The following is a 22363-nucleotide window of genomic DNA, read 5'->3' as shown; positions in this document are numbered from 1 at the left end:
AGCGACGGGCAGGGGCCGAAGACGATCGCCCAGGGGGCGCGTACTCATCAACCTGATCAGCCCGCGCGGAGAAACAGCGAAGCAGCTAAGGCCAGCAAGCGACGTTAACGGGCCTGATTGAGCTTTGCCCGGACCTGATAAATTGCCGAGCCCAAGGTCGACGCAAGCACCAGCACAAGACCAAGCCCGATCATGGGGTTCCTTGCAATCACCGCCGCAAGCGATACGCCCAGCGCCGCGGCCAACATCTGCCAGAAACCCAACAGGGCCGAGGCAGCACCGGCGCGATCGCCGAATGGCGAAAGAGCTTGCGCGCTGCAGAGCGGATTGACCATGCCCATGCCCAGCAGGAATACACATGCGCCGACAAGAAATGGCAAAAAGCGCCCGTCGAAAAGCGCGAATAGCAACACCATGCCGCCGCCGACACAGGCCAGCGCGAGACCGATGCAAATCGATCGGTCGAGACCAAGGTGCGGAACAATTCTGGTGGCGATAATGCCAGCACTAAAGACGATCATGACAGTGCCTGCGAAGAACAGGCCGAGTTGCATGGGTGTGAAGTCGAGGCCTTCTATCAAGACACGCGGCAACGCCGAAAACATTGCAAACAGCGCACCTAAGATGAGGCTAACAGTTGCGGCAGGAACCAGGAAACGGCGGTCAGTCGATAGCGACCAGTAATTCTTGGAGATCGTCGAGAAATCGAACTCGGCGCGTGGCGCGTGGTGCGTTTCTCCGAAAGCCGCAAGAAATGCTAAAGCGGCGACGACGGCGAAGATTCCGACGAACACAAAGGCTGAACGCCAGCCAAAAAAATGATCCAGCGCGCCACCGACCAGGGGCGAGAATCCGGGCGCCGCTGCCATCGCAACCATAACAAAGGTGAGCACGCGCGCTAGCTTTTCGCCCTGAAAAAGATCTCTTGCGATAGCTCGCGAAAGGACAGACGTGGCACATGCGCCACCGGCCTGCACAACGCGACCAATCAATAGTGCCGCCAAATCATTGGCTAACGCGCACCATATGCTACCTGCGAAAAATACAGCAAACCCGATCATCACGGGTATGCGCCGGCCGAAACGATCCGACAACGGACCGACAACGAGTTGTCCGACCGCGAACATGGCGAGGAATATGGTGATAGTTGACGTTACCTGAGCGCTGGTGACGCCTACCGCGACGGCGATACTCGGTAGCGAAGGCAACAGAATGTTGGTGGCCAACGTGCCACTCGCAGACAACGCAGCAAGAACGGCGACCTGAAGACCAAGCGGCACGACCCGAGCGAGCAGATGGTTTTCGACGTTGCTGGTCATAAGCCGCTTCGGATCTAGGGATGATGACCATCATATCAATGACCCATTGAATGCGCAACCTGAGCATATTCCGATATGTCACGAGCCGCCGAACGCGCTGACGATGGCAGGCTTCCGCCTTGCGCTGGTAAGCTCAAGTGCACGCCTACAAGCATCGGGCTAGAGAGGATAGGGTCGCTGACCGCTGCCCAGGACCGCTACCCCCCGTAACTCTGCACCAGACTGCCTGCCACCAGCGACCAGCCGTCGACCAGCACGAAGAAGATCAACTTGAACGGCAGCGAGATCGTTGCCGGCGGCAGCATCATCATGCCCATCGACATCAGCACGGACGCGACGACGAGGTCGATGATCAGGAAGGGGAGGAACAGCAGAAAGCCGATCTCGAAGGCACGCTTCAGCTCCGAGATCATGAAGGCGGGGACGAGGATGCGTAAGCCGAGCTCGTCGGGGGTTGCCGGCGGCGGCTCGCCGGAGAGGTCCAGGAACAGCTTGAGGTCCTTCTCGCGCACGTTCTTCTGCATGAAGCCGCGCAGGGGGACGGAGGCGCGCTGAAGCGCGTCCTCGACGCCGAGCTGATTTGCGACGAGCGGACGGATGCCTTCGTCGTAGGATTTTTGCAGGACGGGTCCCATCACGAAGAAGGTGAGGAACATCGCCAGGGCGATGATCACCGAGTTCGGCGGGGCGGTCGCTGTGCCCATCGCGGTGCGCAGCAGCGACAGCACGACCACGATGCGCGTGAACGACGTCATCATGATCAGGATCGACGGTGCGATCGACAGCACCGTCAGCAGCGCGATCAGCTGGATCGCGCGCTCGGTGACGCCGCCACCGCCAGCGCCGCCGCCGCCGAGATTGATGCTGATGTCCTGCGCATGCGCCGGCATCGCGAGCGAAGCCGCGCCGATCAGGACAGAAAGAAGAAAAACTCTACGCGGGAGGGCCGGCAGCCTCACGAAGACGGCTTCGGACGGCCGAGCAACGAGGCCATCTCGTCTTCGAGATTTTCAAAGCTGGTCTTTTCCGGAGCCGGCTTTGCGGCAGGGGCCGGTGGTGCCGGCGGCTCGCTGCGGGCCACACGCGGAGGAGCGGCCGGGGGCTCCGGGGCGACCGGAGGGGCAAGCGTCTCGCCAGCGGGGCGGCGCAGCGCTGCTTCGAGCCGCTGCGCCATCTCGGCGAGATTCTGCTCGGCGCTCGATGGTGCCCCAGGAGCGGGCGCCGGGGGCGGAACGGGCGGACCCTGCGGCACAGGCGGAGGTGGCGCGGTTACGCGCTCGGCGCGCACTTGAGGCGCCTTCGCGGGCTCGCTGTGGCGCGGCGGACGCGGCATCAGTGGGGGTTCGTTGCGCGCAACGCGCGGCGGAATAGGATCGGGACGCAGCTCGCGCTCGGGGCGCGGCGCGATCGGCTCGGAGGTGAAGCCGGCCAGTGGCGGCTCGTTGCGGCGCTCGGCCAGCCCGGGAGCGGGCCGGCGCACTTCGTCGGCGAAGGAGGGGCGCGCGGGCCGCGGTGGCGGCTCGGGCATTTGCGGCTCGGGATGATCGAGCAGCTCGGGCCGCGGTGCTTCGTCGGCCCAGCTGCTGGTATCATGCATCGGCGCAAGACGCGGCGGCTCGGCGGCATTGGAACGCTGCGGGAGCTGGTCGCGGCCGGGTGCTGCGCGCACGATGTTGGGTTCGACGACGATGTCGGTGGGGCCGCCGATCATCAGAAGATGCTCGACATTGTCACGCCGGACCAGCACCAGACGGCGGCGGCCGTCGACCGCGGCGGCATCGATCACGGCGAGCCGGGGCATCCGGCCGCGCTGGGTGTTTGCGCCAAGCCGGCTGGTGGCGAATCGGCGAACCAGCCATGCAGCGACGCCGATCAACGCCAGAACGACGATGAACGCGACGATGAAGGTGATAGGGCTGCCTTGCATACTTGTCCCCGACAAATGGCGGCTTGTCTCGGGCCAGTGGTCAGATGCGCCAACCACCGGCTTACGTTGCCCAAACTGCGATTTCTTAACGTCCCACGGCAAGTTTTGCCGTCCCCAACTCTTAATAACCCATGAATCGCTCGATCCAAAACGACTTCTTGGCCTGTGCATGCCCCGCCAAGCGGTTGGGTTAATGCCGCTTTTGGAGGCGTAGAATCACGGGGCACGCGCAGTGGTGTCCCGCCGGGGGACAACTGCCTGCGACCTCCTTAACCGGCTGTTAACCATACAGGCGGCAAATTCTGCCTAGCTTCGGACCTGGTCCGAGAGGCGGAAGGAGCCGCAACGATGTCCATCAACGATCTTCCGGTGCTATCGGCGCTTCGCACCAAGATGCAATGGCACCAGGAGCGCCAGCGCGTCCTGTCCGAGAACGTCTCCAATTCCGACACGCCCAAATTCCGACCGCGCGACCTGGTCGAGCCGAAGCTGGACAAGAGCGGCGCCGTGACGGGTTCGATGGGTCCCTTGGCGCTCACCCGCACCAGCGGTTCCCACATGGCGCCGTCAGGCGCGGCCTCCGGATTCGACCAGAACAAGAATGCGGGTTTTGAGACCCGCCCCGCGGGCAACGCGGTCAATCTCGAAGAGGAGATGATGAAGGCCGCCAGCAACCAGATGGATTATGCGGCGGCGACCTCGCTCTATTCGAAGAGCCTGCATCTGCTCAAGACCGCGATCGGCAAAGGCTAGAGCTAGAGGAAGCGCATCATGGCGAATGACAGCAGCGACTTTGCCCGTTCGATGGCGATCGCGACCTCCGGTCTGCGGGCGCAGGCCGGGCGCATGCGGGTGATCTCGGAGAATATCGCAAATGCGGATTCGACCTCGCAGACCGCCGGCGGCGATCCTTACCGGCGCAAGGTGCCGACCTTCTCCTCCGCGCTCGACCGTACACTCGACGCGCAGGTCGTCACCCTCGGCAGGATCAAGCCCGACCAGTCCAATTTCCGCACCAAATACGAGCCGAACAATCCGGCGGCGGATGCGACCGGTAACGTCAAATATCCCAACGTGAACTCGGTGGTCGAGATGACCGACATGCGCGACGCGCAGCGGTCGTACGAGGCCAACCTCAACATCATCAGCGCGACGCGCCGGATGATCCAGCGCACCCTCGACATCCTCAAGAGCTGAACAGGACATTTGAATCATGGCAACACCGACAATTGCCGCCAATGCCTATGCAAACCTCGCCCGCGTGCTGGAGAACAGCGGTGCCGGCAAGGGCAGCGAGCCGAGCGGGCAGTCCTTCGCCTCTCTTCTGAAAGACACTGTCGGCAGCGTCCTGGAGTCCGGCCGCAAATCCGATGCGCAGACGGTGGCGATGGCCGCCGGCAAGGCCAACGTGATGGACGTGGTGACGGCGGTCGCAGACACCGACGTCGCCGTGTCCACGCTGGTCTCGGTCCGCGACCGCGTGATCGCGGCCTATGAAGACATCATGAAAATGCCGATCTGATTTTTCTGGTTCGTGTGGTCCTCATCAAGCGGTGGGGATGAGAGTTGAATAAAGGAACTGCGAAATGACCGGACCGGAAACCCTCGACGTCGCGCGTGATGCGATCTGGACGATCGTGATCGTGTCGTCGCCCCTGATGGTGGTCGGCCTCGTGGTCGGCGTCGTCGTGTCGCTGTTCCAAGCGCTGACGCAGATCCAGGAGCAGACGCTGATCTACGTGCCGAAAATCCTGGCCATCTTTGCCACAATGCTGTTGGCCTTGCCATTCATGGCAGACGCACTGCATTCCCACATGCTGCGGATATCGTCGCGAATCATCGGCGGTTGAGGCACTATGCGCCTATCATGCGCATCGACGTCTCGCTGCTGCCGGCGCTTGCCGCCTCCTTCATGCTCGCCTTTGCCCGGGTCGGCGCGATGGTGATGCTGTTGCCGGGCCTGGGCGAGACCAATATCCCGACACGGATCAAATTGTCGATCGCGCTGCTGCTCACGCTGATCATCCTGCCGCTGCATCGCAATGCCTATCAGGTCGACATGGGCTCGATCGCGCCGCTGCTGGTCCTGATGCTGCATGAGATCGTGATCGGCATCGTGCTGGGAGCGACCGCGCGGGTGACGTTGTCGGCGCTGCAGGTTGCCGGTGCCGTGATCGCGCAGCAGATGGGGCTCGGCTTCGTCACTTCGGTCGATCCGACTCAGGGACAGCAGGGCGTGCTGGTCGGCAACTTCCTGACGATACTGGGGGTGACATTGCTGTTCGCCACCGACAGCCATCATCTGGTGATCGCGGCGCTGAACGACAGCTACACGATCTTCGCGCCGGGCGAGACCGTGTCGAGCGGCGATGTCGCCGCACTGGCGACGCGCGCCTTTGCCGCCGCGTTCCGCCTGGGCTTGCAACTTTCCGGACCGTTCCTGGTGTTCGGCCTCGTCTTCAACATCGGGCTCGGCGTGCTGGCGCGGCTGATGCCGCAGATGCAGGTCTATTTCGTCGGCGTGCCGCTGTCGATCTTCGCCGGCTTCCTGGTGCTTGCCGTCGTGCTCACGGCGATGATGGGCACCTTTCTCGACTACTTCATCGGTGTCATGCACCAGATGATGCCTCTCAAGTGACCGGGTGATCGATGGCGGAAGACAACGATCCAGAGAGTCAAACAGAAGACCCGACGCAAAAACGTCTCGAAGAGGCGCTCGAACGCGGTGACGTCGCCAAGAGCCAGGAGATCAACACCTGGTTCATGATCGCGGGCGCCACGCTCGTCGTCTCGAGCTTCTCGGGATCGGTTGGCAGCGGACTGCTGGCGCCGATGCGCAACCTGCTCGCCAATTCCTGGATGATCAAGACCGACGGCAGGGCTCTGCTCGCCCTGATGCAGCAGATCGAAGTCGCGGTGCTGGCGGCGGTGGGCGTGCCGCTACTGATGCTGGTGCTGGCGGCAATTGCCGGCAACGTGCTGCAGCACCGCCTGGTCTGGTCGGCCGAATCCCTCAAGCCCAAGTTCAGCAAGCTGTCGCCTGCCGAAGGCCTCAAGCGCATCTTCGGCAAGCAAGCGGCGGCGAACTTCCTCAAGGGTCTCGGCAAGCTGATCGTGCTCGGCGCGGTCATGACCGTGATCCTGTGGCCGGAGCGGCATCGCATGGAGGCGATGGTCAGGCTCGATCCGGCCTCCCTGCTCGGCGCCTCCACCAGCCTGACCATTCATCTGCTCGCCGCGGTGGTCGCGGCGCTCGCGATCATCGCCATCGGCGACTATTTCTTCCAGTATCGCAGCTGGTTCCAGCGGCAGAAGATGTCGCTCCAGGAGATCAAGGAAGAGTACAAGCAGTCCGAAGGCGACCCGCACATCAAGGGCAAGCTCAGGCAACTGCGCCAGCAGCGCTCCAAGAAGCGCATGATGGCGGCGGTTCCCAAGGCCTCGGTGATCATCACCAACCCGACCCACTATTCGATCGCGTTGTCCTACGAGCGCGGCATGTCGGCGCCGATCTGCGTCGCCAAGGGCGTCGACAACCTCGCTTTCAAGATCCGGGAGATCGCGCGCGAGCACGACATCCCGATCGTCGAGAACGTGCCGCTCGCCCGCGCGCTCTACGCCACCGTCGAGATCGACGAGGAAATCCCGACCGAGCACTACCATGCGGTCGCCGAAGTCATCGGCTACGTCATGCGTCTAAAGAGCGGATTCGGTGCCACCCGGCAATAAAACCCCTGAAAAGTACTGGAAATGGCCGTAATCTGGGAATCAGCGTACCTTTCGCCCCTGCTGCCCTTGCGCCTGCGGGTCCGATTCAGGCAGGGAGGACCCTGCGCGCCCTGTAGCGCGTTGATTCTCTGCCGACAGGCTTGTGCCAGCTTGAGATGACTGCCGAGACCGACCACGACCTCACACGCGAGCCCGTTGCGGCGCACGAGCCGTCGCCGCGCTCGGGCAGCATTGCGCTGGTGCTGCTGGTGGCCGCCGGCCTCGTCGCCGTTGCCGTCGGGTTGATGACGCTCGGGCGCGCGCAGGCCCAGCCCTATATCCTCGGTATCCTCGCCGTGCTGGCGATGGTCGGCCTGTTCAACCTGTTCGCCTTCGCCGCCGGCATCATCCGCTTCGTCGACCGCAATCTCGACGATCCCGTGATGGGGCGCATCGCCGACCACGCCTTCGATGGCCTCGCCGTGACCGACCCGCGCGGCCATGTGGTCTATTCCAATGCGGCCTATCTGACGCTGACCGGCGCCGCCGGGCCACAGGACGTGCGCCCCGTGGAACGCGTTTTCATCGGCAACCCCGACGTCTCCGAAGCGGTGTTCCGCCTGTTGAAAGCCGCGCGCGAAGGCAAGCGGCAGCAGGAAGAGGTGCGCATCTCCGGCCATGACGGCAGCCAGGGCCGCTGGCTGCGCATGCGGGTGCGGCCCCTCGGCACCGGCAAGCGCGAGACGAGATACGCGGTGTGGTCGATCGCCGACATTACCCGCGATCGCGAGCGCCAGGAGGACGTGTTCCAGGAACTCCAGCACGCGATCGAATATCTCGATCACGCGCCCTGCGGTTTCTTCTCGGTCAATCCGGCCGGCGAACTCGCTTACGTCAACGCGACGCTGGCGAATTGGCTCGACTACGACCTCGCCGAGATCGGCTCGGGCGGGCTGAAGCTCACCGACATCGTCTCCGGCGATGGTGCTTCGCTGCTCACCGCGATCGTGGCGGTGCCGGGCGAGGTCAAGACGGAAGTCTTTGATATCGACCTGCGCATGCGCACCGGCAAGACCATGCCGGTGCGGCTCTATCACAAGCTCGCCTTCGGCGCCGACGGCGCGCCGGGGCCGTCGCGCACGCTGGTGATCAGCCGTGCTCGCGACGAGCGCAGCGATCCGGACCGCGCCGCCGAAGTGCGGTTCATGCGCTTCTTCGATCATACCCCGATGGCGATCGCGACGGTAGACCGTGGCGGCAATGTCGTGCGCGCCAATGCGCGCTACGCCAAGCTCGGGCAGGCGCTGGGGCTCGACAGCGCCAGCAAGTCGATCTTCCGCGCGGTCAATTCGCGCGACCGGCATCTCTTGATCGCGGCTATCAACCAGGCCGCGGAGGGCCAGGCCGACGTCGCGCCGGTCGAAGTGGCGCTCGAAGGAACCAAAGAGCGCTGGGGCCAGTTCTTCGTCACGCCGGTGGACGCGGCCGAGAACGACGCGGAAGCCGCCATCGTGCACATGCTCGAGACCACCGAGCGGCGCGCGCTGGAGAACCAGATCAACCAGTCGCAGAAGATGGAGACTGTCGGCCAGCTCGCCGGCGGCATCGCCCACGACTTCAACAACGTGCTCTCCGCCATCATGATGGCGAACGACTTCCTGCTGAACGCGCACAAGCCGACCGACCCGTCGTTCCAGGACATCATGCAGATCAAGCAGAATGCGACGCGGGCAGCCACGCTGGTGCGGCAATTGCTGGCGTTCTCGCGCCGGCAGACGCTGCGGCCGCAGGTGCTCGACCTCGGCGATGCGCTCTCCGATCTCGCCATGCTGCTGCGCCGCCTGATCGGCGAGAAGGTCAAGCACGAGACCATCCACGGCCGCGATCTCTGGCCGGTCAAGGTCGACGTCTCCCAGTTCGAGCAGGTCATCGTCAACCTCGCGGTCAACGCGCGCGACGCCATGCCCGACGGCGGCAAGCTGATCATCCGCACCGCCAACGTCACCACCGAAGAAGCGGCCAGGCTGGCCTACAAAGGCATGCCGGCAGCGGACTACGTGCGGATCGAGGTCGCCGACACCGGTACCGGCATCCCCGCCGATATCCGCGACAAGATCTTCGAGCCGTTTTTCTCGACCAAGGAAGTCGGCAAGGGCACCGGCCTCGGGCTCTCCACCGTCTACGGCATCGTAAAGCAGACCGGTGGCTTCATTTACGTGGACTCCGAGCCGGGGCAGGGCACCTCGTTCCAGATATTCCTGCCGCGCCATCATGCCGAGGCGGAGGTGCAGGTCGAGCAGCAGGCGCCGGTCGTGGGCGCCAGCAATGGTGCCGCGAAGGACGCCGGGTCCGCGGCGGACGCCAAGCCCCGCACCGATCTCACCGGACAAGGCACCATCCTCCTGGTCGAGGACGAGGAGGGTCTGCGCGCGCTCAACGCACGCGGCCTGCGCTCGCGCGGCTACACCGTGGTCGAGGCCGAGAACGGCGTCGAGGCGCTGGAGGTGCTGGAAGAGCAGAGTGGCGGAATCGATCTCGTCGTGTCCGACGTCGTGATGCCGGAGATGGACGGCCCGACGCTGCTCAAGGCGATGCGCGAGAAGAACCCCGACATCAAGTTCATCTTCGTCTCCGGCTACGCGGAAGACGCATTCGAGAAGAGCCTGCCCGAAGGTCAGCAGTTCGACTTCCTGCCCAAGCCGTTCACGCTGAGCCAGCTCGTGGCGGCCGTGAAGGAGACGATGGCGAAGGCGGGGTGAGGGCCTCAACGCAATGACGACGGAAAAGCGGAATTCCCGTCGCAAAAGCCACCGGTAACCCGCGACCGCGGCGCCTTCGCATACCCGGCCAAGCTGCCGCCAAAGATGGGCTTTTGCCACATCCCCGCGACTGAGGGCCGCAGTCACAAGTTCCGATAGTGGCTTCCTTTTTACGGAAGGCCGCCCATCTTAGGGGCACGTCCCCATGCCGGGGATCTGGGAAACCAACATGAATTTCTCGCAACGCTCCCGCAGTCTCTTCAAGACGATTGCCGTCGTGCTGGCGCTTGCGCTGCCGACTGCGCTGGCGATCTCGTCCGCCGACGCGCGCGTCGGTGGCGGCATGTCGTCGGGTTCGCGCGGTTCGCGCACCTATTCGGCCCCGCCGTCAACCACGACCGCGCCAGGCTCGACCTCGCAGTTCAACCGCACCTACACCCAGCCGGGTGCAGGCATGAATTCGGCCGCAGCTGCGCCCGCGCGCGGCGGCCTGTTCGGCCGGGCCGGCGGCTTCATGGGCGGCCTTGCGGCCGGCTTCCTCGGCGCGGGCCTGCTCGGCATGCTGTTCGGCGGTGGCCTGTTCGGCGGCCTCGGCGGCCTGTCGTCGATCATCGGCCTGATCATCCAGATCGTGCTCGTGGTGGTCGTGGTTCGGCTGGCGATGTCCTGGTGGCAGCGCCGCCACAGCCCGCAGGCGGCCTATGCCAATGCTGACGCCAGTGCCGGTCCGGGACCGCAGGCGAACAACCGTAGTGGTCTTGGTGGTGGTCTTGGCGGCGGCTTCGGCTTCGGCGCCAACAACAACGCGCCGCTCGAGATCAAGCCGGACGACTATGAGGCGTTCGAGCGCCTGCTCGGCGACGTCCAGTCCGCCTGGTCCAACGAGGACGTGGCCAAGCTGCACACGCTCGCGACGCCGGAAATGGTCTCCTATTTCGAGCAGGACCTCGGCCAGAACCGCGCACGCAACGTCGTCAACAAGGTCAGCGACGTCACGCTGTTGCAGGGCGACCTCGCGGAATCCTGGCGCGAAGGCGAGACCGATTACGCGACGGTGGCGCTGCGCTTCGCGCTGACTGACAAGACGCTCGACCGCAATACCGGCGCAATTGTCGCCGGCAGCGAGCAGCCGGGCGAGGCCACCGAAGTCTGGACCTTTGCCCGACGGCCGGGCGGCGCCTGGGAACTGTCGGCGATCCAGCAGACCAACTGACCGCAGACGACATGAGAACAAGGCGTCGTGCTTCTTGCACGGCGCCTTTTTCTTTTGGGCGTCTCGCATCGCGGCATCGGAATAAGCGGGCCTGCGTCGGGTTGAAATCTGGCGGCCAACGACACCACAAAATGGAGGACAGGATGATCCGCATTGAGAGATCCGTGACGATTTTAGGCCTCGCGCTCGCTGCGGCCTTGCTTGCGGCGCCATCGGCGCAGGCGCAGTCGGCCGACATGACGTTCTTCGTGACTTCCAACGGTCCTGGCAAAGGCGCCGATCTCGGCGGCCTGGAGGGCGCCGATGCGCAGTGCCAGAAGCTAGCCCAGGCCGGCGGCGCCGGCAGTAAGACCTGGCGCGCTTATCTCTCCACGCAGGCCGCCGACGGCAAGCCGGCCGTCAACGCGCGCGACCGCATCGGCAAGGGACCGTGGCAGAACGCCAAGGGCGTGGAAATCGCCAAGGACGTGGCCGATTTGCACAGCGCCAACAAGATCAGCAAGGAGACAGCGCTGACCGAGAAGGGCGAGATTGTAAACGGCTATGGCGACCAGCCTAACCGGCACGACATTCTCACGGGATCGCAGTCCGACGGCACCGCGTTTGCGGGTCCCGACGACCGCACCTGCAAAAACTGGACGTCGAGTACGCAAGGCGCGGCGATGCTCGGCCACTCCGACATCAACGGCCCTGCGACCAACCCGACGGTCAAATCCTGGAACACCGCACACCCCTCGCGCGGACCCGACGGCGGCTGCTCGCAGGCCGATCTGAAGAGCACCGGCGGCGACGGCCTGCTGTATTGCTTCGCGTCGAATTGAGGCTTCCGTCATTGCGAGGAGCGCAGCGACGAAGCAATCCAGAGTCCCTCCAGGGTGACAGTCTGGATTGCTTCGCTGCGCTCGCAATGACGGAGCGTGTGGTGCCGCCCTTCCGCCCGATCCTGACGGAACCTTGTCGCGCGTGATAGATTGGTCCTGTCGCTTCCACGCTCACGGACCCTTCCATGAAATACGAGCTCTATTATTGGCCCGAGATCCAGGGCCGCGGTGAATATGTGCGGCTCGCGCTCGAGGAGGCTGGCGCGGCTTACATCGACGTGGCGCGTGGCCCACGCGGTACAGCTGCGATGATGAAGATGATGGACGCACACAAGGGCACGCCGCCCTTTGCGCCGCCGTTCCTCAAAGCCGGCAAGCTCGTCATCGGCCAGACCGCGAACATCCTGCTCTATCTCGGCGCCCGCCACGCCCTCGCCCCGAAGTCGGAAGCGGGTCAACTCTGGGTGCATCAGCTCCAGCTGACGATCACCGATTTCGTGGTCGAGATTCACGACACCCATCACCCGCTCGGGCCCTCGCTCTACTACGAAGATCAGAAACCGCCGGCAAAGAAGCGCACCGCCGACTTCTGGGGCGAGCGCGTGCCGAAATATCTCGGCTATTTCGAGCACCTCCTTCAGGACAATGGCGGCGCCTATGTCACCGGCCGCAAGCTGACCTATGTCGATCTCTCGCTGTTCCAGCTCGTCGCGGGACTACGCTATGCGTTTCCGAAGCGGATGAAGGCGTTCGAGACAGATATCCCGGCCCTCGTCGGCATGCACGACCGCGTGTCGGCGCGCCCGAACATCAAGGCTTATCTCGAAAGCGAGCGCCGTATTCCCTTCAACGAGCAGGGCATCTTCCGCCGCTACCGCGAATTGGATGGCTAGAGCGCCTGCGAACGCTTCGGCCGACGTCAGTCGATCGGAGGGAACACTTTTCTGCGATTTACAGAGTGATGCGCGCGCTCACCAGACGCCAGGCAGCAGGCGATAGCGCACGCGCGTCACATAGTCGGCATAGCCCGGCAGGCCCTCGCGCAGCGTGCGCTCCTCGATGCGAATGCGGACCGCAAACAAGACGAGGAACAAGGGCGCCATCAGAAGTCCCCACCATGAGCCCAGAAGCAGCGGCACGCCGGCGAAGAACAGCATCATGCCGCTGTACATGGGATGGCGTACATGGGCATAAGGCCCCGTCGAGATCACGCGCTGCGCGCGCTCGGCTTGCAGCTTCACCACGGGCGCCGCGAACGAGTTCTCGCGGAAAACCCAGAGGATGAACAGCGTCGAAAGCAGGAACAGGGCGAGGCCGAGCATCTGCAGCGCCATCGGCATGTCGGAGGACAGCGTACGCCGGTCAAGCCCCATCGCCGCCAGCCAGACCAGCATCGCGACGACGAAGACGGCCATGAACGCCTTGTCGGCAGCGGGCTGGTCCTTTTGCAGGACCGGCCGCAGGCGTTCGGCGAGCAGTGCGGGGTCGACCCGGTAAAGCCACCAGCCGCAGAGCGGGCCGAGCAGGGCGGAGGTCGCGAGGAACACCCAAGCCGACGGCCAGTGCAGGGTTCCGGCGCACGCGAACAGCAGCGCGCCCATGGCGGCGGTGGTGATCGTGCTCTGCAACAGCAGTCTTGCGATCATGCGCAGGTCTCAGGGTAGCCGCGCACGATATTGGTCCCGCTATCCGGCGAAGATGCGGCCGGACACGCGAAAAGCCCGATCGACCGGATCGGGCATTTCATCTTCGACGCGGCTGATCAGGCGAGCTGATCGATCCGCGTACCCTGACCCGGCGGCAGCGGCGCAGGCGGCGGCGGCTTGTAGGTCGGGTCGTTGTCCTTGGTCTTGGTCTGATCGTCCTGCTGCTTGGTCGTGTCGTAGCTCGGCACCACGATCGCGATCGGCGGCGGCGAAACGGTAGAAACGCTCATCCACAAATCCTCACGTATGGAACAATTGACCCTGCGCCGCGAGACGCGAAATTTCCTTCAAGCCAATCGTTAAAATGCGAGGGATCTGGTGCGGCAAAGGAGGCCGCTTTCGTGCCGCCACAAGCGCTGTTTCCGCGAGAGGACAGACCTCTCCTCGTCATTGCGAGCGCAGCGAAGCAATCCAGTCTGTCTCCGCGGAGGGATTCTGGATTGCTTCGCTACGCTCGCAATGACGGAGTCCGAAATGGGCGGTGTGCTGTCAGACGCACACCGCGCGGGAGCCGCCTATTCGTCCTTGCCGCGCGTGATCGCGATCGACGCATCCGTCTTGGTGCGGGTGCATTCCATGTTGAGACGCCGGTAGCGCATGCTGATCTTGTCGCCGCGCAAGAGCCCCATCCGCTTCAGGCAGCGTGTCGCGCCCGTCGTCGTATCGTCCTTGGTCACGGTGAAGACGATCGCGGCCATCGACCCCACCAGCGCAAAGAACTCCGGCTTGGGCTTGCGATCGCCCTTGGCATAGAGCTCGATCGAATATTTGTCGCCACGGCAAGCCACGGACAATTCCTTGGCCGCGGGATGAGTCAAGTAGACCACATTGGCGGCGCGGAAATTCACCTTGAGGCGATCGACCTGGTTCGCCAGCTCCTTGGCGCTGTCATCGCAGCGGTCCGCGCGGGCGGGCGAGGCGATGGTCACAAGGCCGGTGATGGCGGCGGCGACCAGGATCGCGCCGCGGACGTGTAAGTTCAATGTCATGATGAAAGCCCCTTAGCGGGCGCATTCAACCGTCGTCTCGCGCGTAGCGCAAGGGGTGCACCCAGGGTCTTCACTGGCGTCATGAGGGCCTGGTGTCCGCCGACAGCCGCCGAAAATAGGTCGCCGTGTCGCCGAATCGGGATGCCCCGACCGCACCAGAGCGCCTTCCCTTTGCAGCAAAAAAGCTTAGAACGCTTCTATGAACGGGGCCCATGCGAGGGCTCCAAAACCCCGAGATTCCCGCCCATGAACGCTCCTACCGCCTTTCCCGATCCCGCAAAGCCCGTTCCGCCCTACAAGCACACGCCGCTGTTTCCGCTGGGCAAGGACGAGACGCCCTACAAGAAGGTCTCGTCCGAGGGCGTCAGGGTCGAGAAGGTTTTGGGGAAGGACATGCTGGTGGTGTCCCGCGACGCGCTGCGGGCCCTGTCGGAAGCGGCCTTTGGCGACATCAACCACTATCTGCGACCGGGTCATCTGAAGCAGCTCCGCGCGATCCTGGAGGATGGCGAGGCGAGCCCGAACGACAAGTTCGTCGCGCTGGACTTCCTCAAGAACGCCAACATCGCTGCAGGCGGCGTGCTGCCGATGTGCCAGGACACCGGCACCGCGATCATCATGGGCAAGAAGGGTTGCAACGTCATCACCGATGGTGACGACGAGGCGGCACTGTCGGAAGGCGCGCGCGATGCTTACCTGCGCCGCAATCTGCGCTACTCGCAGGTCGCGCCGCTGTCGATGTACGAGGAGAAGAACACCGCCAACAACATGCCGGCGCAGTGCGAGATCTACGCGGAAGGCGATGACGCCTACAAGTTTATGTTCATGGCGAAGGGCGGTGGCTCCGCCAACAAGAGCTTCCTGTTCCAGGCGACGCCCTCGGTGCTGACCAAGGACCGGCTGCTCGCCTTCCTGAAGGAGAAGGTGTTGACGCTGGGCACCGCGGCGTGCCCGCCCTATCACCTCGCGATCGTCATCGGCGGCACCTCGGCCGAGCTCTGCATGAAGACGGTGAAGCTGGCGTCGGCTCGCTATCTCGACGCGCTGCCGACCCACGGCTCGCCCGACGGCAACGCGTTTCGCGATCTCGAGATGGAGCAGGAAATTCTGAAGATGACGCAGTCGCTCGGCGTCGGCGCGCAGTTCGGTGGAAAATATTTCTGCCACGACGTCCGCGTGATCCGCATGCCGCGTCATGGCGCCTCGCTCCCGATCGGGCTCGGCGTGTCCTGCTCGGCCGATCGCCAGGTGCTCGGCAAGATCACCAGGGAGGGCGTCTATCTCGAGGAGCTCGAGCACAACCCGGCGCAGTATCTGCCTGAGGTCGAGCAGTCGCTCGGCGGCGAGGTCGTCAAGATCGACCTCAACCAGCCGATGAAGGATATCCTTGCCACGTTCTCGAAGTACCCGACCAAGACGCGGGTATCGATGACCGGCACCATGATCGTCGCGCGCGATTCCGCGCATGCCAAGCTGCGCGAGCTTCTCGACAAGGGCGAGCCGCTGCCGGACTATTTCAAGAACCATCCGGTCTATTACGCGGGCCCCGCCAAGACGCCCGAGGGCTATGCCTCCGGTGCGTTCGGCCCGACCACTGCGGGCCGTATGGATTCTTTTGTCGATCAGTTCCAGGCCGCCGGCGGCTCGATGGTGATGGTCGCCAAGGGCAACCGCGCGCCGGCCGTGCGTGAGGCCTGCAAGAAGTATGGCGGCTTCTATCTCGGCTCGATCGGCGGTGCCGCGGCGAATCTTGCCGAGCACTGCATCAAGAAGGTCGAGGTGCTCGAATATCCCGAGCTCGGCATGGAAGCGATTTGGCGCATCGAGGTCGTCGACTTCCCGGCGTTCATCATCATCGACGACAAGGGGAACGACTTCTTCAAGGAGTTGAATCTGGGCTGAGGCCGCGTTCGCCGGACGCTGCGCAGCATGAAATGATGCGCTGCTGATCCGGGGTCCCCATGGCGGGCTGGGTCCCGGCTCTGCGATGCACCGCTTCGCGCTGCGTCGCGTCCGGGACACGAGACTTACTCGCTCAACTACAATTTGTGACCTGGTTGGAGCACAGCCCGCGCCACCAGCCGCGGACGCCGTCCTGGCTCTCGACCAAGCCCCAGAGGCCGCTGCAGGCAAAGATGTGCTTCGGTCCGCCGTCGGTGTCGATCGGACCGCCGAGCTCGCGCTGGGCGGGCATCCATTTCGCATCGACGAAGGGTGCTTGGAACAGGCCGCCCATGCGTGTCGCGCCATTGGCGTAGGACGCGCCGACCTTGTTGGAGGCGACCCAGCCGCGTCCGGCATAGGGCTTTGGCGCGCTGCGCGGATATTTCTTGTCGTCCTCGTAGTCCTTGCCCGGCGGCTTGGCGCCTTCGATCAGAAACCAGCCGTTCTTGAAACCGATGATGCGGAATTCGGTAAGCCAGCCGCCATCCGGCGTGTTCTCGCTGCCGCCGAGCTTGAGCCGGTAGGGCGGCGGAAGCGTGCCGAGCACACGCGCCTTGATCGATGGTTCGGCACGCACGTTGAGGCCATCAGGATCCTTGTCGACGGACCATGCGCCGAAATCGCAGGGCTCGGTACCGTCGGGAAGCGTTGAGCGCCTGGCGGCGAGATCGGCATGCAGCTTTGCGAAGTCGGTGTCGTCGTTGTCAGAATCGGGCCCGCTACGCGGCTTCAATTCGGCTGAGATTGCGCGCGTCGCATCCGGCGTCAGCGCGACCACGAGAGCCTGGCGCGTGGCGAACACGCTTGCAGGTGACTTCGGATCGTTCGACGAGATCGGATAGACGGCGAGGTAGCCCGTCAACCCTTCGGTTCGATAGGCCGTGCCGGCGACATAGCCTGCCGGTAGCATGGCGAGCGCGCTTGCCCGCCACGCCGGTTCGGCGTCGTCCGCGCTAGCCGCTTGTGTCGCGACACACAGGATCGTCGCCGCGATGAGACCGAGCGCGCGCACCGTTGCCGCGCCGCTTAGGCGCGCGTGCCGGTGAACGGGAAGCTGCCCATCGGGCCGATGCCCATCTCACCGCTCATGCTGTCGCCGGAGACGGTTCCGATGAATTCGAGCGTCAAGGGCATCGGATTGGTGATCGAGACCTTCCAGTTGACGGCATCGCCGCTGACGGTGCCATCGAAAATCTCGGCTGTATCGCCTTCCGCGCCCTGCGTCCCCGTGAGCGTGCCGCCGGCAGCCGTCAGGCTCAGCGTCGCCTTGCGCTCGCCCATGGGGGTCGTCAGGGTCAGAGTCCAGTTGCCGTCGACGGCCATTCGCGTCTCCCAAGATCCCGGCGGACCGCGACGATCCGCGGGCCAGTCCCGGCCGAGCGTATAGCGCAACTCGCCGCTCGCGCCTAACGCTCCGTTGGAGGCATTTAGGCGCGGGCGGCGGCGCGTCGTCGGCTGGTGACGATGAGGCGAAGCACGACGTATTGCACGGCGAAGGCGAGGATCTTGGCGCCGCCCGCGACCACCGTGATGTAGAACGCCCACAGCTTCAGATCGCCTGTGGAGGCGACGGCGATCATGCCGGCGCCGATTACGAACATCAGCGCGGCCCAGGCATAACCTGCAGCCGTCACATATTCCGGAACGGTCTCGACGACGATCGGCGGCATGTAGCGCAGCATCCAGCCCCGCTTGAGCATGATGGCGCCGATCGCGAAATGCGCGATCGAGGGCTTTGCGAGCATGAAGCGGGGATCGTTGGTCAGCAGCGTGACCGTGCCGAGCACGACGACGAGCGCGACGCTCGCATAGGTCATGTAATTGAGCTGCTGCCCCTTGACGCGCGCGTAGATCACCTGCGCGATCGCTCCGGCAATCGCCACCGACGTTGCCAGGACGACGTTGTCGGTGATGATGTAGATGACCAGGAAGACGATGGCAGAGAAGAGGTCGGAGGCGAGGCGGGCGAATACGTCCTTCATCGTCGATCCTGTTCAGCGGGAGTTGGACATTGGGCTGGCCGGCGCACCGTACTTGATCTGCCGATATTCGGGATACCATTTTGTGAAATAGATCGCGCTGTTGCGGGCGGCGAAGGCGACCGCAAGGCTCGACCAGAGCGGCAGGCCGGGGACATAGAGCAGCACGAGATTGGCGGCCGCCATCAGCAGCGCAGCCGCGGTCCAAGCGCCCGTGATGACGTAATTGGCATAGAGAAAGCCGGGCATTGCCGCGGTCTCGGCCGGCACGGATTCGACCGCGTATTGCAGCGTGAAGGGACGCCGGACCAGCATCGAGCCGAGCGAGATGACGAAGATGCCGATGTCGACCGACAGCTTGACACCGAGCGTGCCAAGCGCCGGGTCGAACAGCGCGAGGTGGAGGCCGATTGCGGCGAATAGCAGCGCCGAGCCCATAGCCAGGATCTTCAGCGAGCGACCGCGCACGACATCGATCGCCACGGTGGCCAGACAGGTTGCCGAGGCTACGAATACGCTGATCGTGGCAGACGTCATCAGCATCAGGAAAGTGAAGGCGCCGTAGGGCGCGAGGATCAGGAAAATCGCCATGGTTCGCCTCGGTCCGGCTTTATCTTTACGGTGTAAAGATCAATATGTCAGCAGCGAGGCGTGGTCAAGTCAAATCTTTACAGTGTCAAAATGACGTAAGCGACTTCCAAAAATTGGATTGCTGCAACGGCTTGGTCGGCCATCTCATCAATGAAGCCGGCCCAGGACAGGTGCGGCAGCACAGGTAACGCGCAGGCGATCGAGAGGACGAAGGCGAGCAAGATACCGCCGTTGAAGATGGTTTGGCCGCTCCGCCGCGGCCGGATCATCGGGAGCGTGATCCCGGCGCAGATCAGGAACAGGATCAGGACAGCGAGGCGGTCCGCGGTGATCGAGGGCATATGCATGAGAGACCTTATTGGTGACATCAGCGATGTCGAGAGGAGAGCTACCGCGCGCCGACCCAATTGCCGTGAAAACCGTCGGGCACGCGATGGCCGAGCTGCACCAGCGCGACGGGGCCGGCCTCGACATCCTTGGCATTGAACACGGCGAGGTCGCTGCGGTTTTCCCGCGCGCGCCAGACCACCGCCAGCAGCCAGCCGTCGCCTTCCGCCGCATCTTTCGACCGCTCGACGAAGACCGGCTCGGAGATGGTGTCGCCGGCCGGCAGCAGATAATGGCCGAGGCGCGTTCCATTGCCATCGACATGGACGACGCCGGACAGCGCGCCGAACATCGGCAGCTTCGGATTGGCGCAGGCGTACCAGCCGTGACGGCTCTTCAATCCGGCGCGGCGGTCGTCGATGCGCGGGAATTCGCCGGTGAGATCGTCGAGATAGGTCTGCTGGAAGCGGTCGGTCTTCCCGGCAAGATTGAAGGTCCAGCGGCAGTGGCGAGCGAAGGATTTCTCGGGATTGGTGGGCGTGCCGTCGGGATGCGTAAATAGTGGTGCTTCCTCGAACTGCATGACGTCCGCGATGATGCGGTCACCGTCCTCCCAAGCATTCATGACGTGGAAGACGTAGCAGGCTTCAGCACGAAACCAGACGATGTCCTTCGCGCTGCCCTTGCGCTTGATCACGCCGACATAGGCGCCCTTGTCCGGCTCCCAGGCATAGGGCGGCCGCCCGCTGATCGCGCGCTCCATGCTGCCGGTGATGGGCAGGATCGGAAACAGCACGTGGTTCTCGGTAACGATGAAGTCGTGCACCATGCTGGGATAGGGCGCCTCGAATCGTTCGAAGCGCGTCGCCTTGCCGGACGCGTCGATCGAGCCGTAGGAGAGGGCAGGCGTCAGCGGTCCCGCGGCGTTGTAGCCGAAGAACACCAGCTCGCCGGTGAGGGGATCGATCTTCGGGTGCGCGGTGAAGCTGCCGGCGACACGGCCCTGATAATTGTGATAGCCGCGGGTTGCGAGCGTGCCCGGCTCGATCTCGGTCGGCAGATGGGCTTCTTCCAGCGCAAGCAGCTTGCCGGCATGGAAGATGATGTTGGTGTTGGCGACGCCGCCGTCGGTGAGCTCTTGCGGCGCATCCGGCAGCTTGCGGCCGAAGCCCCCGAACAACGCGCGGCCGGCATCGTGCTCGGCCAGCCATTTCGGCGTGCGGATCCAGCGGTTGCGATAACTGGCGCGGCCGTTCTCGAGGTGAAAGGCGTGCAGCATGCCGTCGCCGACGAACCAGTGCGCGCCGGGCGAGTCGAACTGCGGATTGGGGCCGTTACGATAGAGCGTGCCGTTCAGCTCGCGCGGCAATTCACCGATGATTTTCAAGAAGGGCGCGTCGGCCTCGAAGGGAATTGGACCGAGGTTGTGGCGGCGTTCGGCAACGGCGTCCTGCTGCACGGCGTATCCCTTCCTTATCTTTACATCGTAAAGATCAAATAGCCGTACGAGGGGTCTGGTCAAGTGAAATCTTTACACTGTCAATATTGCGTCCTATAGCTGGCCCATGGGCAAGAGTGAGATCAGGACAGAAACCGCGCGCGGTGGGCGCATTTTGAAGAAGGCGAGCGCGCCGGCGCGTTCCGCGCGACGACCGGCGAGCGTCAAGTCCGAGGCGCCCTATCACCACGGCGCGCTGCGCGAGGCGCTGCTCCAGGCCGCCGAACGGGTGCTGGAGCGTGACGGGCTCGCCGGCCTGACATTGCGCGCGGTGGCGCGCGAGGCGGGCGTCTCGCATGCCGCGCCCACCCATCATTTCGGCGACCTCACCGGGCTTCTCAGTGAGCTCGCGGCCGTCGGCTTCCGCCAGTTCAATGCGGCGATGGCGTCGTCCTCTGACACCGCCACCACCCCGCTCGAGCACGCGCTGGCGCGGCCGAAAGCCTATGTTGCCTATGCCCAGGCTCATCCTGGCATGTACGGCATCATGTTCCGCACCGAGCGCCTCGACTATTCCAGGCCGTCGCTGCACGAGGCCGCCGAGGCGTCCTTTGCCGGGCTCGCCAATGCCGTCGGCATGATGCGGCAGGAGCAGATCCGCGGCGACGCGCTGACGCTCAATCAGGGCGCTGCGATCGCGCGCGCCTGGTCGATGGTGCACGGTTTTACGATGCTGCTGCTCGATGGACGGCTGGAGGATATTCTGGGGCGTCTGCCCGAGGGCACGACTCCCGAACGCCTGCTCGAGGCCATGCTGATGTCGCCCGTGACGGGGAAGCCGCCGGGCCCCTGATCGATTGCCGGCGAGCGCCTAGCGCATCGTCGCGAGCTCGACCGCGCGGCCGCGTGCGCCTATGATCTTCACCTCGTCCTTGCCGCAGGTAAAGCTGCGGGCGAACTCGTCCGCGGCCTTGCGCGCGAGCTCATTGGCGTTCGGGTTGGCGATCGCGTCGACATAGGCGACGTGGCAGACGGGGCCGGGTGGCAGCCGGGTCACGATGAGCATGGCCTTGGTGTTCGGCCGCCCCTGCTTGTCGGGATCGGTGCCATCGGCGATGTGCCAGCGCTGGATCATCGCAAACGGCTTGGCCCCAGCGGTGCGCCATTCGACGGTGGTTTCGGACGAGTTGAACGGAGCGAACCAGACTTTAGCCGCCGGTTCCTCGGCCGCGGCCTCGCGATTGCGGCCGACGGAGACGATTTCGCGAAGATCGTCTTCGGCGATCAGGACCACGAGGCCATCCTTGCCCTTGCAGACCCGCGTGGTGCTGCCGTCGAGCTCGCTGGGCTTTCCGATCTGGCGGCAATCCTTCGTGGCCGTCGAGGTATATTGGCTGCCCACGGATCGGGCGTCGGCGCGGTCGAGACCATTGCACATCAGCAACATGGCCAAGAGCAATAAGGCCAAGCCTGCGGTGGTGATTCGGAACATGACGACGCCTTTGATCGAGTGGGAACTCCGTACCATCAGACGTCTTGATTGTGGGCAAGGTTCAAACGGGGTCAACAGACACCTGACAGCGGCGCGGAATCGTTCTAGAAGAGCGGCTTCGCTTGGGCTCTTTCAGCCTCGTTCGCGTCC

General features: G+C 64.2%; 25 protein-coding genes. 12 read left to right on the top strand and 13 right to left on the bottom strand.

The genetic code is table 11. From position 1 onward, the window contains the following. Nucleotides 1-104 precede the first annotated feature (104 nt). From ACFQX9_RS16055 to ACFQX9_RS16045, 3 genes are all read right to left on the bottom strand, one after another. The gene (locus ACFQX9_RS16055; protein ID WP_377789390.1) at nt 105-1319 is read right to left on the bottom strand and encodes a multidrug effflux MFS transporter; all 1215 of its coding nucleotides are present in this window, start codon (nt 1317-1319) and stop codon (nt 105-107) included. Nucleotides 1320-1516: 197 nt separating this feature from the next. Then, the gene (fliP, locus tag ACFQX9_RS16050) at nt 1517-2278 is read right to left on the bottom strand and encodes a flagellar type III secretion system pore protein FliP (RefSeq protein ID WP_035994574.1); all 762 of its coding nucleotides are present in this window, start codon (nt 2276-2278) and stop codon (nt 1517-1519) included. Continuing rightward, the gene (locus ACFQX9_RS16045) at nt 2275-3246 is read right to left on the bottom strand and encodes a flagellar biosynthetic protein FliO (protein ID WP_377789387.1); all 972 of its coding nucleotides are present in this window, start codon (nt 3244-3246) and stop codon (nt 2275-2277) included. Before ACFQX9_RS16045 ends, fliP begins: the two co-directional genes overlap by 4 nt. A 348-nt stretch (nt 3247-3594) precedes the next feature. Between ACFQX9_RS16045 and flgB the strand changes: the two genes are divergently transcribed. From flgB to ACFQX9_RS15995, 10 genes are all read left to right on the top strand, one after another. Beyond that, nucleotides 3595-3999, top strand: a complete 405-nt coding sequence (flgB, locus tag ACFQX9_RS16040) for a flagellar basal body rod protein FlgB (protein ID WP_204511683.1) — start codon at nt 3595-3597, stop codon at nt 3997-3999. A gap of 18 nt (nt 4000-4017) precedes the next feature. Further along, a complete protein-coding gene (gene flgC / locus ACFQX9_RS16035) occupies nt 4018-4443 on the top strand; it encodes a flagellar basal body rod protein FlgC (RefSeq protein ID WP_007602149.1) in 426 nt (141 codons plus the stop codon). A gap of 16 nt (nt 4444-4459) precedes the next feature. Beyond that, a complete protein-coding gene (gene fliE / locus ACFQX9_RS16030; protein ID WP_007612285.1) occupies nt 4460-4768 on the top strand; it encodes a flagellar hook-basal body complex protein FliE in 309 nt (102 codons plus the stop codon). A gap of 64 nt (nt 4769-4832) precedes the next feature. After that, entirely contained in the window at nt 4833-5096 is a 264-nt protein-coding gene (fliQ, locus tag ACFQX9_RS16025; protein ID WP_007612284.1) for a flagellar biosynthesis protein FliQ, read from the top strand. A gap of 17 nt (nt 5097-5113) precedes the next feature. Then, a complete protein-coding gene (gene fliR, locus ACFQX9_RS16020) occupies nt 5114-5884 on the top strand; it encodes a flagellar biosynthetic protein FliR (protein WP_007612283.1) in 771 nt (256 codons plus the stop codon). 11 nt (nt 5885-5895) lie between these two features. Then, nucleotides 5896-6975, top strand: a complete 1080-nt coding sequence (flhB, locus tag ACFQX9_RS16015) for a flagellar biosynthesis protein FlhB (protein WP_204511681.1) — start codon at nt 5896-5898, stop codon at nt 6973-6975. A 155-nt stretch (nt 6976-7130) separates the two neighbouring features. Next, nucleotides 7131-9713: a cell cycle histidine kinase CckA gene (gene cckA / locus ACFQX9_RS16010; protein WP_377789383.1), complete on the top strand. Its 2583-nt coding sequence runs from the start codon at nt 7131-7133 to the stop codon at nt 9711-9713. A 205-nt stretch (nt 9714-9918) separates the two neighbouring features. After that, nucleotides 9919-10926, top strand: coding sequence for a Tim44 domain-containing protein (locus ACFQX9_RS16005; RefSeq protein WP_377789381.1), 1008 nt, complete (start codon nt 9919-9921; stop codon nt 10924-10926). A 143-nt stretch (nt 10927-11069) separates the two neighbouring features. Next, nucleotides 11070-11747 (top strand): lectin, encoded by a 678-nt coding sequence (locus tag ACFQX9_RS16000; RefSeq protein WP_204511679.1) that lies wholly within the window; start codon nt 11070-11072, stop codon nt 11745-11747. A gap of 185 nt (nt 11748-11932) precedes the next feature. Continuing rightward, on the top strand, nt 11933-12640 hold the full coding sequence (locus ACFQX9_RS15995; protein ID WP_377789379.1) for a glutathione S-transferase: 708 nt from the start codon (nt 11933-11935) through the stop codon (nt 12638-12640). 78 nt (nt 12641-12718) lie between these two features. Here ACFQX9_RS15995 and ACFQX9_RS15990 read toward each other — a convergent pair whose 3' ends face one another. From ACFQX9_RS15990 to ACFQX9_RS15980, 3 genes are all read right to left on the bottom strand, one after another. Next, nucleotides 12719-13393: a methyltransferase family protein gene (locus ACFQX9_RS15990; protein ID WP_377789376.1), complete on the bottom strand. Its 675-nt coding sequence runs from the start codon at nt 13391-13393 to the stop codon at nt 12719-12721. 116 nt (nt 13394-13509) lie between these two features. After that, nucleotides 13510-13683, bottom strand: a complete 174-nt coding sequence (locus ACFQX9_RS15985) for a hypothetical protein (RefSeq protein ID WP_018456406.1) — start codon at nt 13681-13683, stop codon at nt 13510-13512. Between the two features lie 285 nt (nt 13684-13968). After that, complete coding sequence (locus tag ACFQX9_RS15980) at nt 13969-14442, bottom strand: hypothetical protein (RefSeq protein ID WP_035975114.1); 474 nt, start codon at nt 14440-14442, stop codon at nt 13969-13971. 246 nt (nt 14443-14688) lie between these two features. On the opposite strand from ACFQX9_RS15980, the gene ACFQX9_RS15975 reads away from it, so the two are divergent. After that, entirely contained in the window at nt 14689-16344 is a 1656-nt protein-coding gene (locus ACFQX9_RS15975; protein ID WP_377789373.1) for a fumarate hydratase, read from the top strand. Between the two features lie 133 nt (nt 16345-16477). Here ACFQX9_RS15975 and ACFQX9_RS15970 read toward each other — a convergent pair whose 3' ends face one another. The 6 genes from ACFQX9_RS15970 to ACFQX9_RS15945 all read right to left on the bottom strand — a co-directional run bounded on the left by ACFQX9_RS15970 (nt 16478) and on the right by ACFQX9_RS15945 (nt 20742). Further along, nucleotides 16478-17398 carry an SH3 domain-containing protein gene (locus tag ACFQX9_RS15970; RefSeq protein WP_377789370.1) on the bottom strand — a complete coding sequence of 307 codons (921 nt, stop codon included), beginning with the start codon at nt 17396-17398 and terminating at the stop codon, nt 16478-16480. Nucleotides 17399-17412: 14 nt separating this feature from the next. Then, nucleotides 17413-17709, bottom strand: a complete 297-nt coding sequence (locus tag ACFQX9_RS15965) for a hypothetical protein (RefSeq protein ID WP_007602176.1) — start codon at nt 17707-17709, stop codon at nt 17413-17415. A 104-nt stretch (nt 17710-17813) separates the two neighbouring features. Beyond that, nucleotides 17814-18368 carry an inner membrane-spanning protein YciB gene (locus ACFQX9_RS15960; protein ID WP_085349396.1) on the bottom strand — a complete coding sequence of 185 codons (555 nt, stop codon included), beginning with the start codon at nt 18366-18368 and terminating at the stop codon, nt 17814-17816. Between the two features lie 12 nt (nt 18369-18380). Continuing rightward, complete coding sequence (locus ACFQX9_RS15955) at nt 18381-18956, bottom strand: hypothetical protein (RefSeq protein ID WP_085396039.1); 576 nt, start codon at nt 18954-18956, stop codon at nt 18381-18383. A gap of 77 nt (nt 18957-19033) precedes the next feature. Next, a complete protein-coding gene (locus tag ACFQX9_RS15950; protein WP_166517616.1) occupies nt 19034-19303 on the bottom strand; it encodes a hypothetical protein in 270 nt (89 codons plus the stop codon). 41 nt (nt 19304-19344) lie between these two features. Further along, nucleotides 19345-20742 carry a carotenoid oxygenase family protein gene (locus ACFQX9_RS15945; RefSeq protein ID WP_377789367.1) on the bottom strand — a complete coding sequence of 466 codons (1398 nt, stop codon included), beginning with the start codon at nt 20740-20742 and terminating at the stop codon, nt 19345-19347. Nucleotides 20743-20848: 106 nt separating this feature from the next. Here ACFQX9_RS15945 and ACFQX9_RS15940 point away from each other — a divergent pair, with 106 nt between their 5' ends. Continuing rightward, a complete protein-coding gene (locus ACFQX9_RS15940) occupies nt 20849-21574 on the top strand; it encodes a TetR/AcrR family transcriptional regulator (RefSeq protein WP_377789365.1) in 726 nt (241 codons plus the stop codon). 18 nt (nt 21575-21592) lie between these two features. On the opposite strand, the gene ACFQX9_RS15935 is transcribed toward ACFQX9_RS15940, so the two are convergent. After that, the gene (locus ACFQX9_RS15935) at nt 21593-22213 is read right to left on the bottom strand and encodes a hypothetical protein (RefSeq protein ID WP_377789363.1); all 621 of its coding nucleotides are present in this window, start codon (nt 22211-22213) and stop codon (nt 21593-21595) included. Between the last annotated feature and the right edge of the window lie 150 nt (nt 22214-22363).

It is taken from the genome of Bradyrhizobium sp. GCM10028915 (genome assembly GCF_042666195.1).
GTDB lineage: Bacteria > Pseudomonadota > Alphaproteobacteria > Rhizobiales > Xanthobacteraceae > Bradyrhizobium > Bradyrhizobium canariense_D.
Note: the sequence above shows the minus strand (reverse complement) of the source record. Positions and strands in the feature narration are given on the sequence as shown.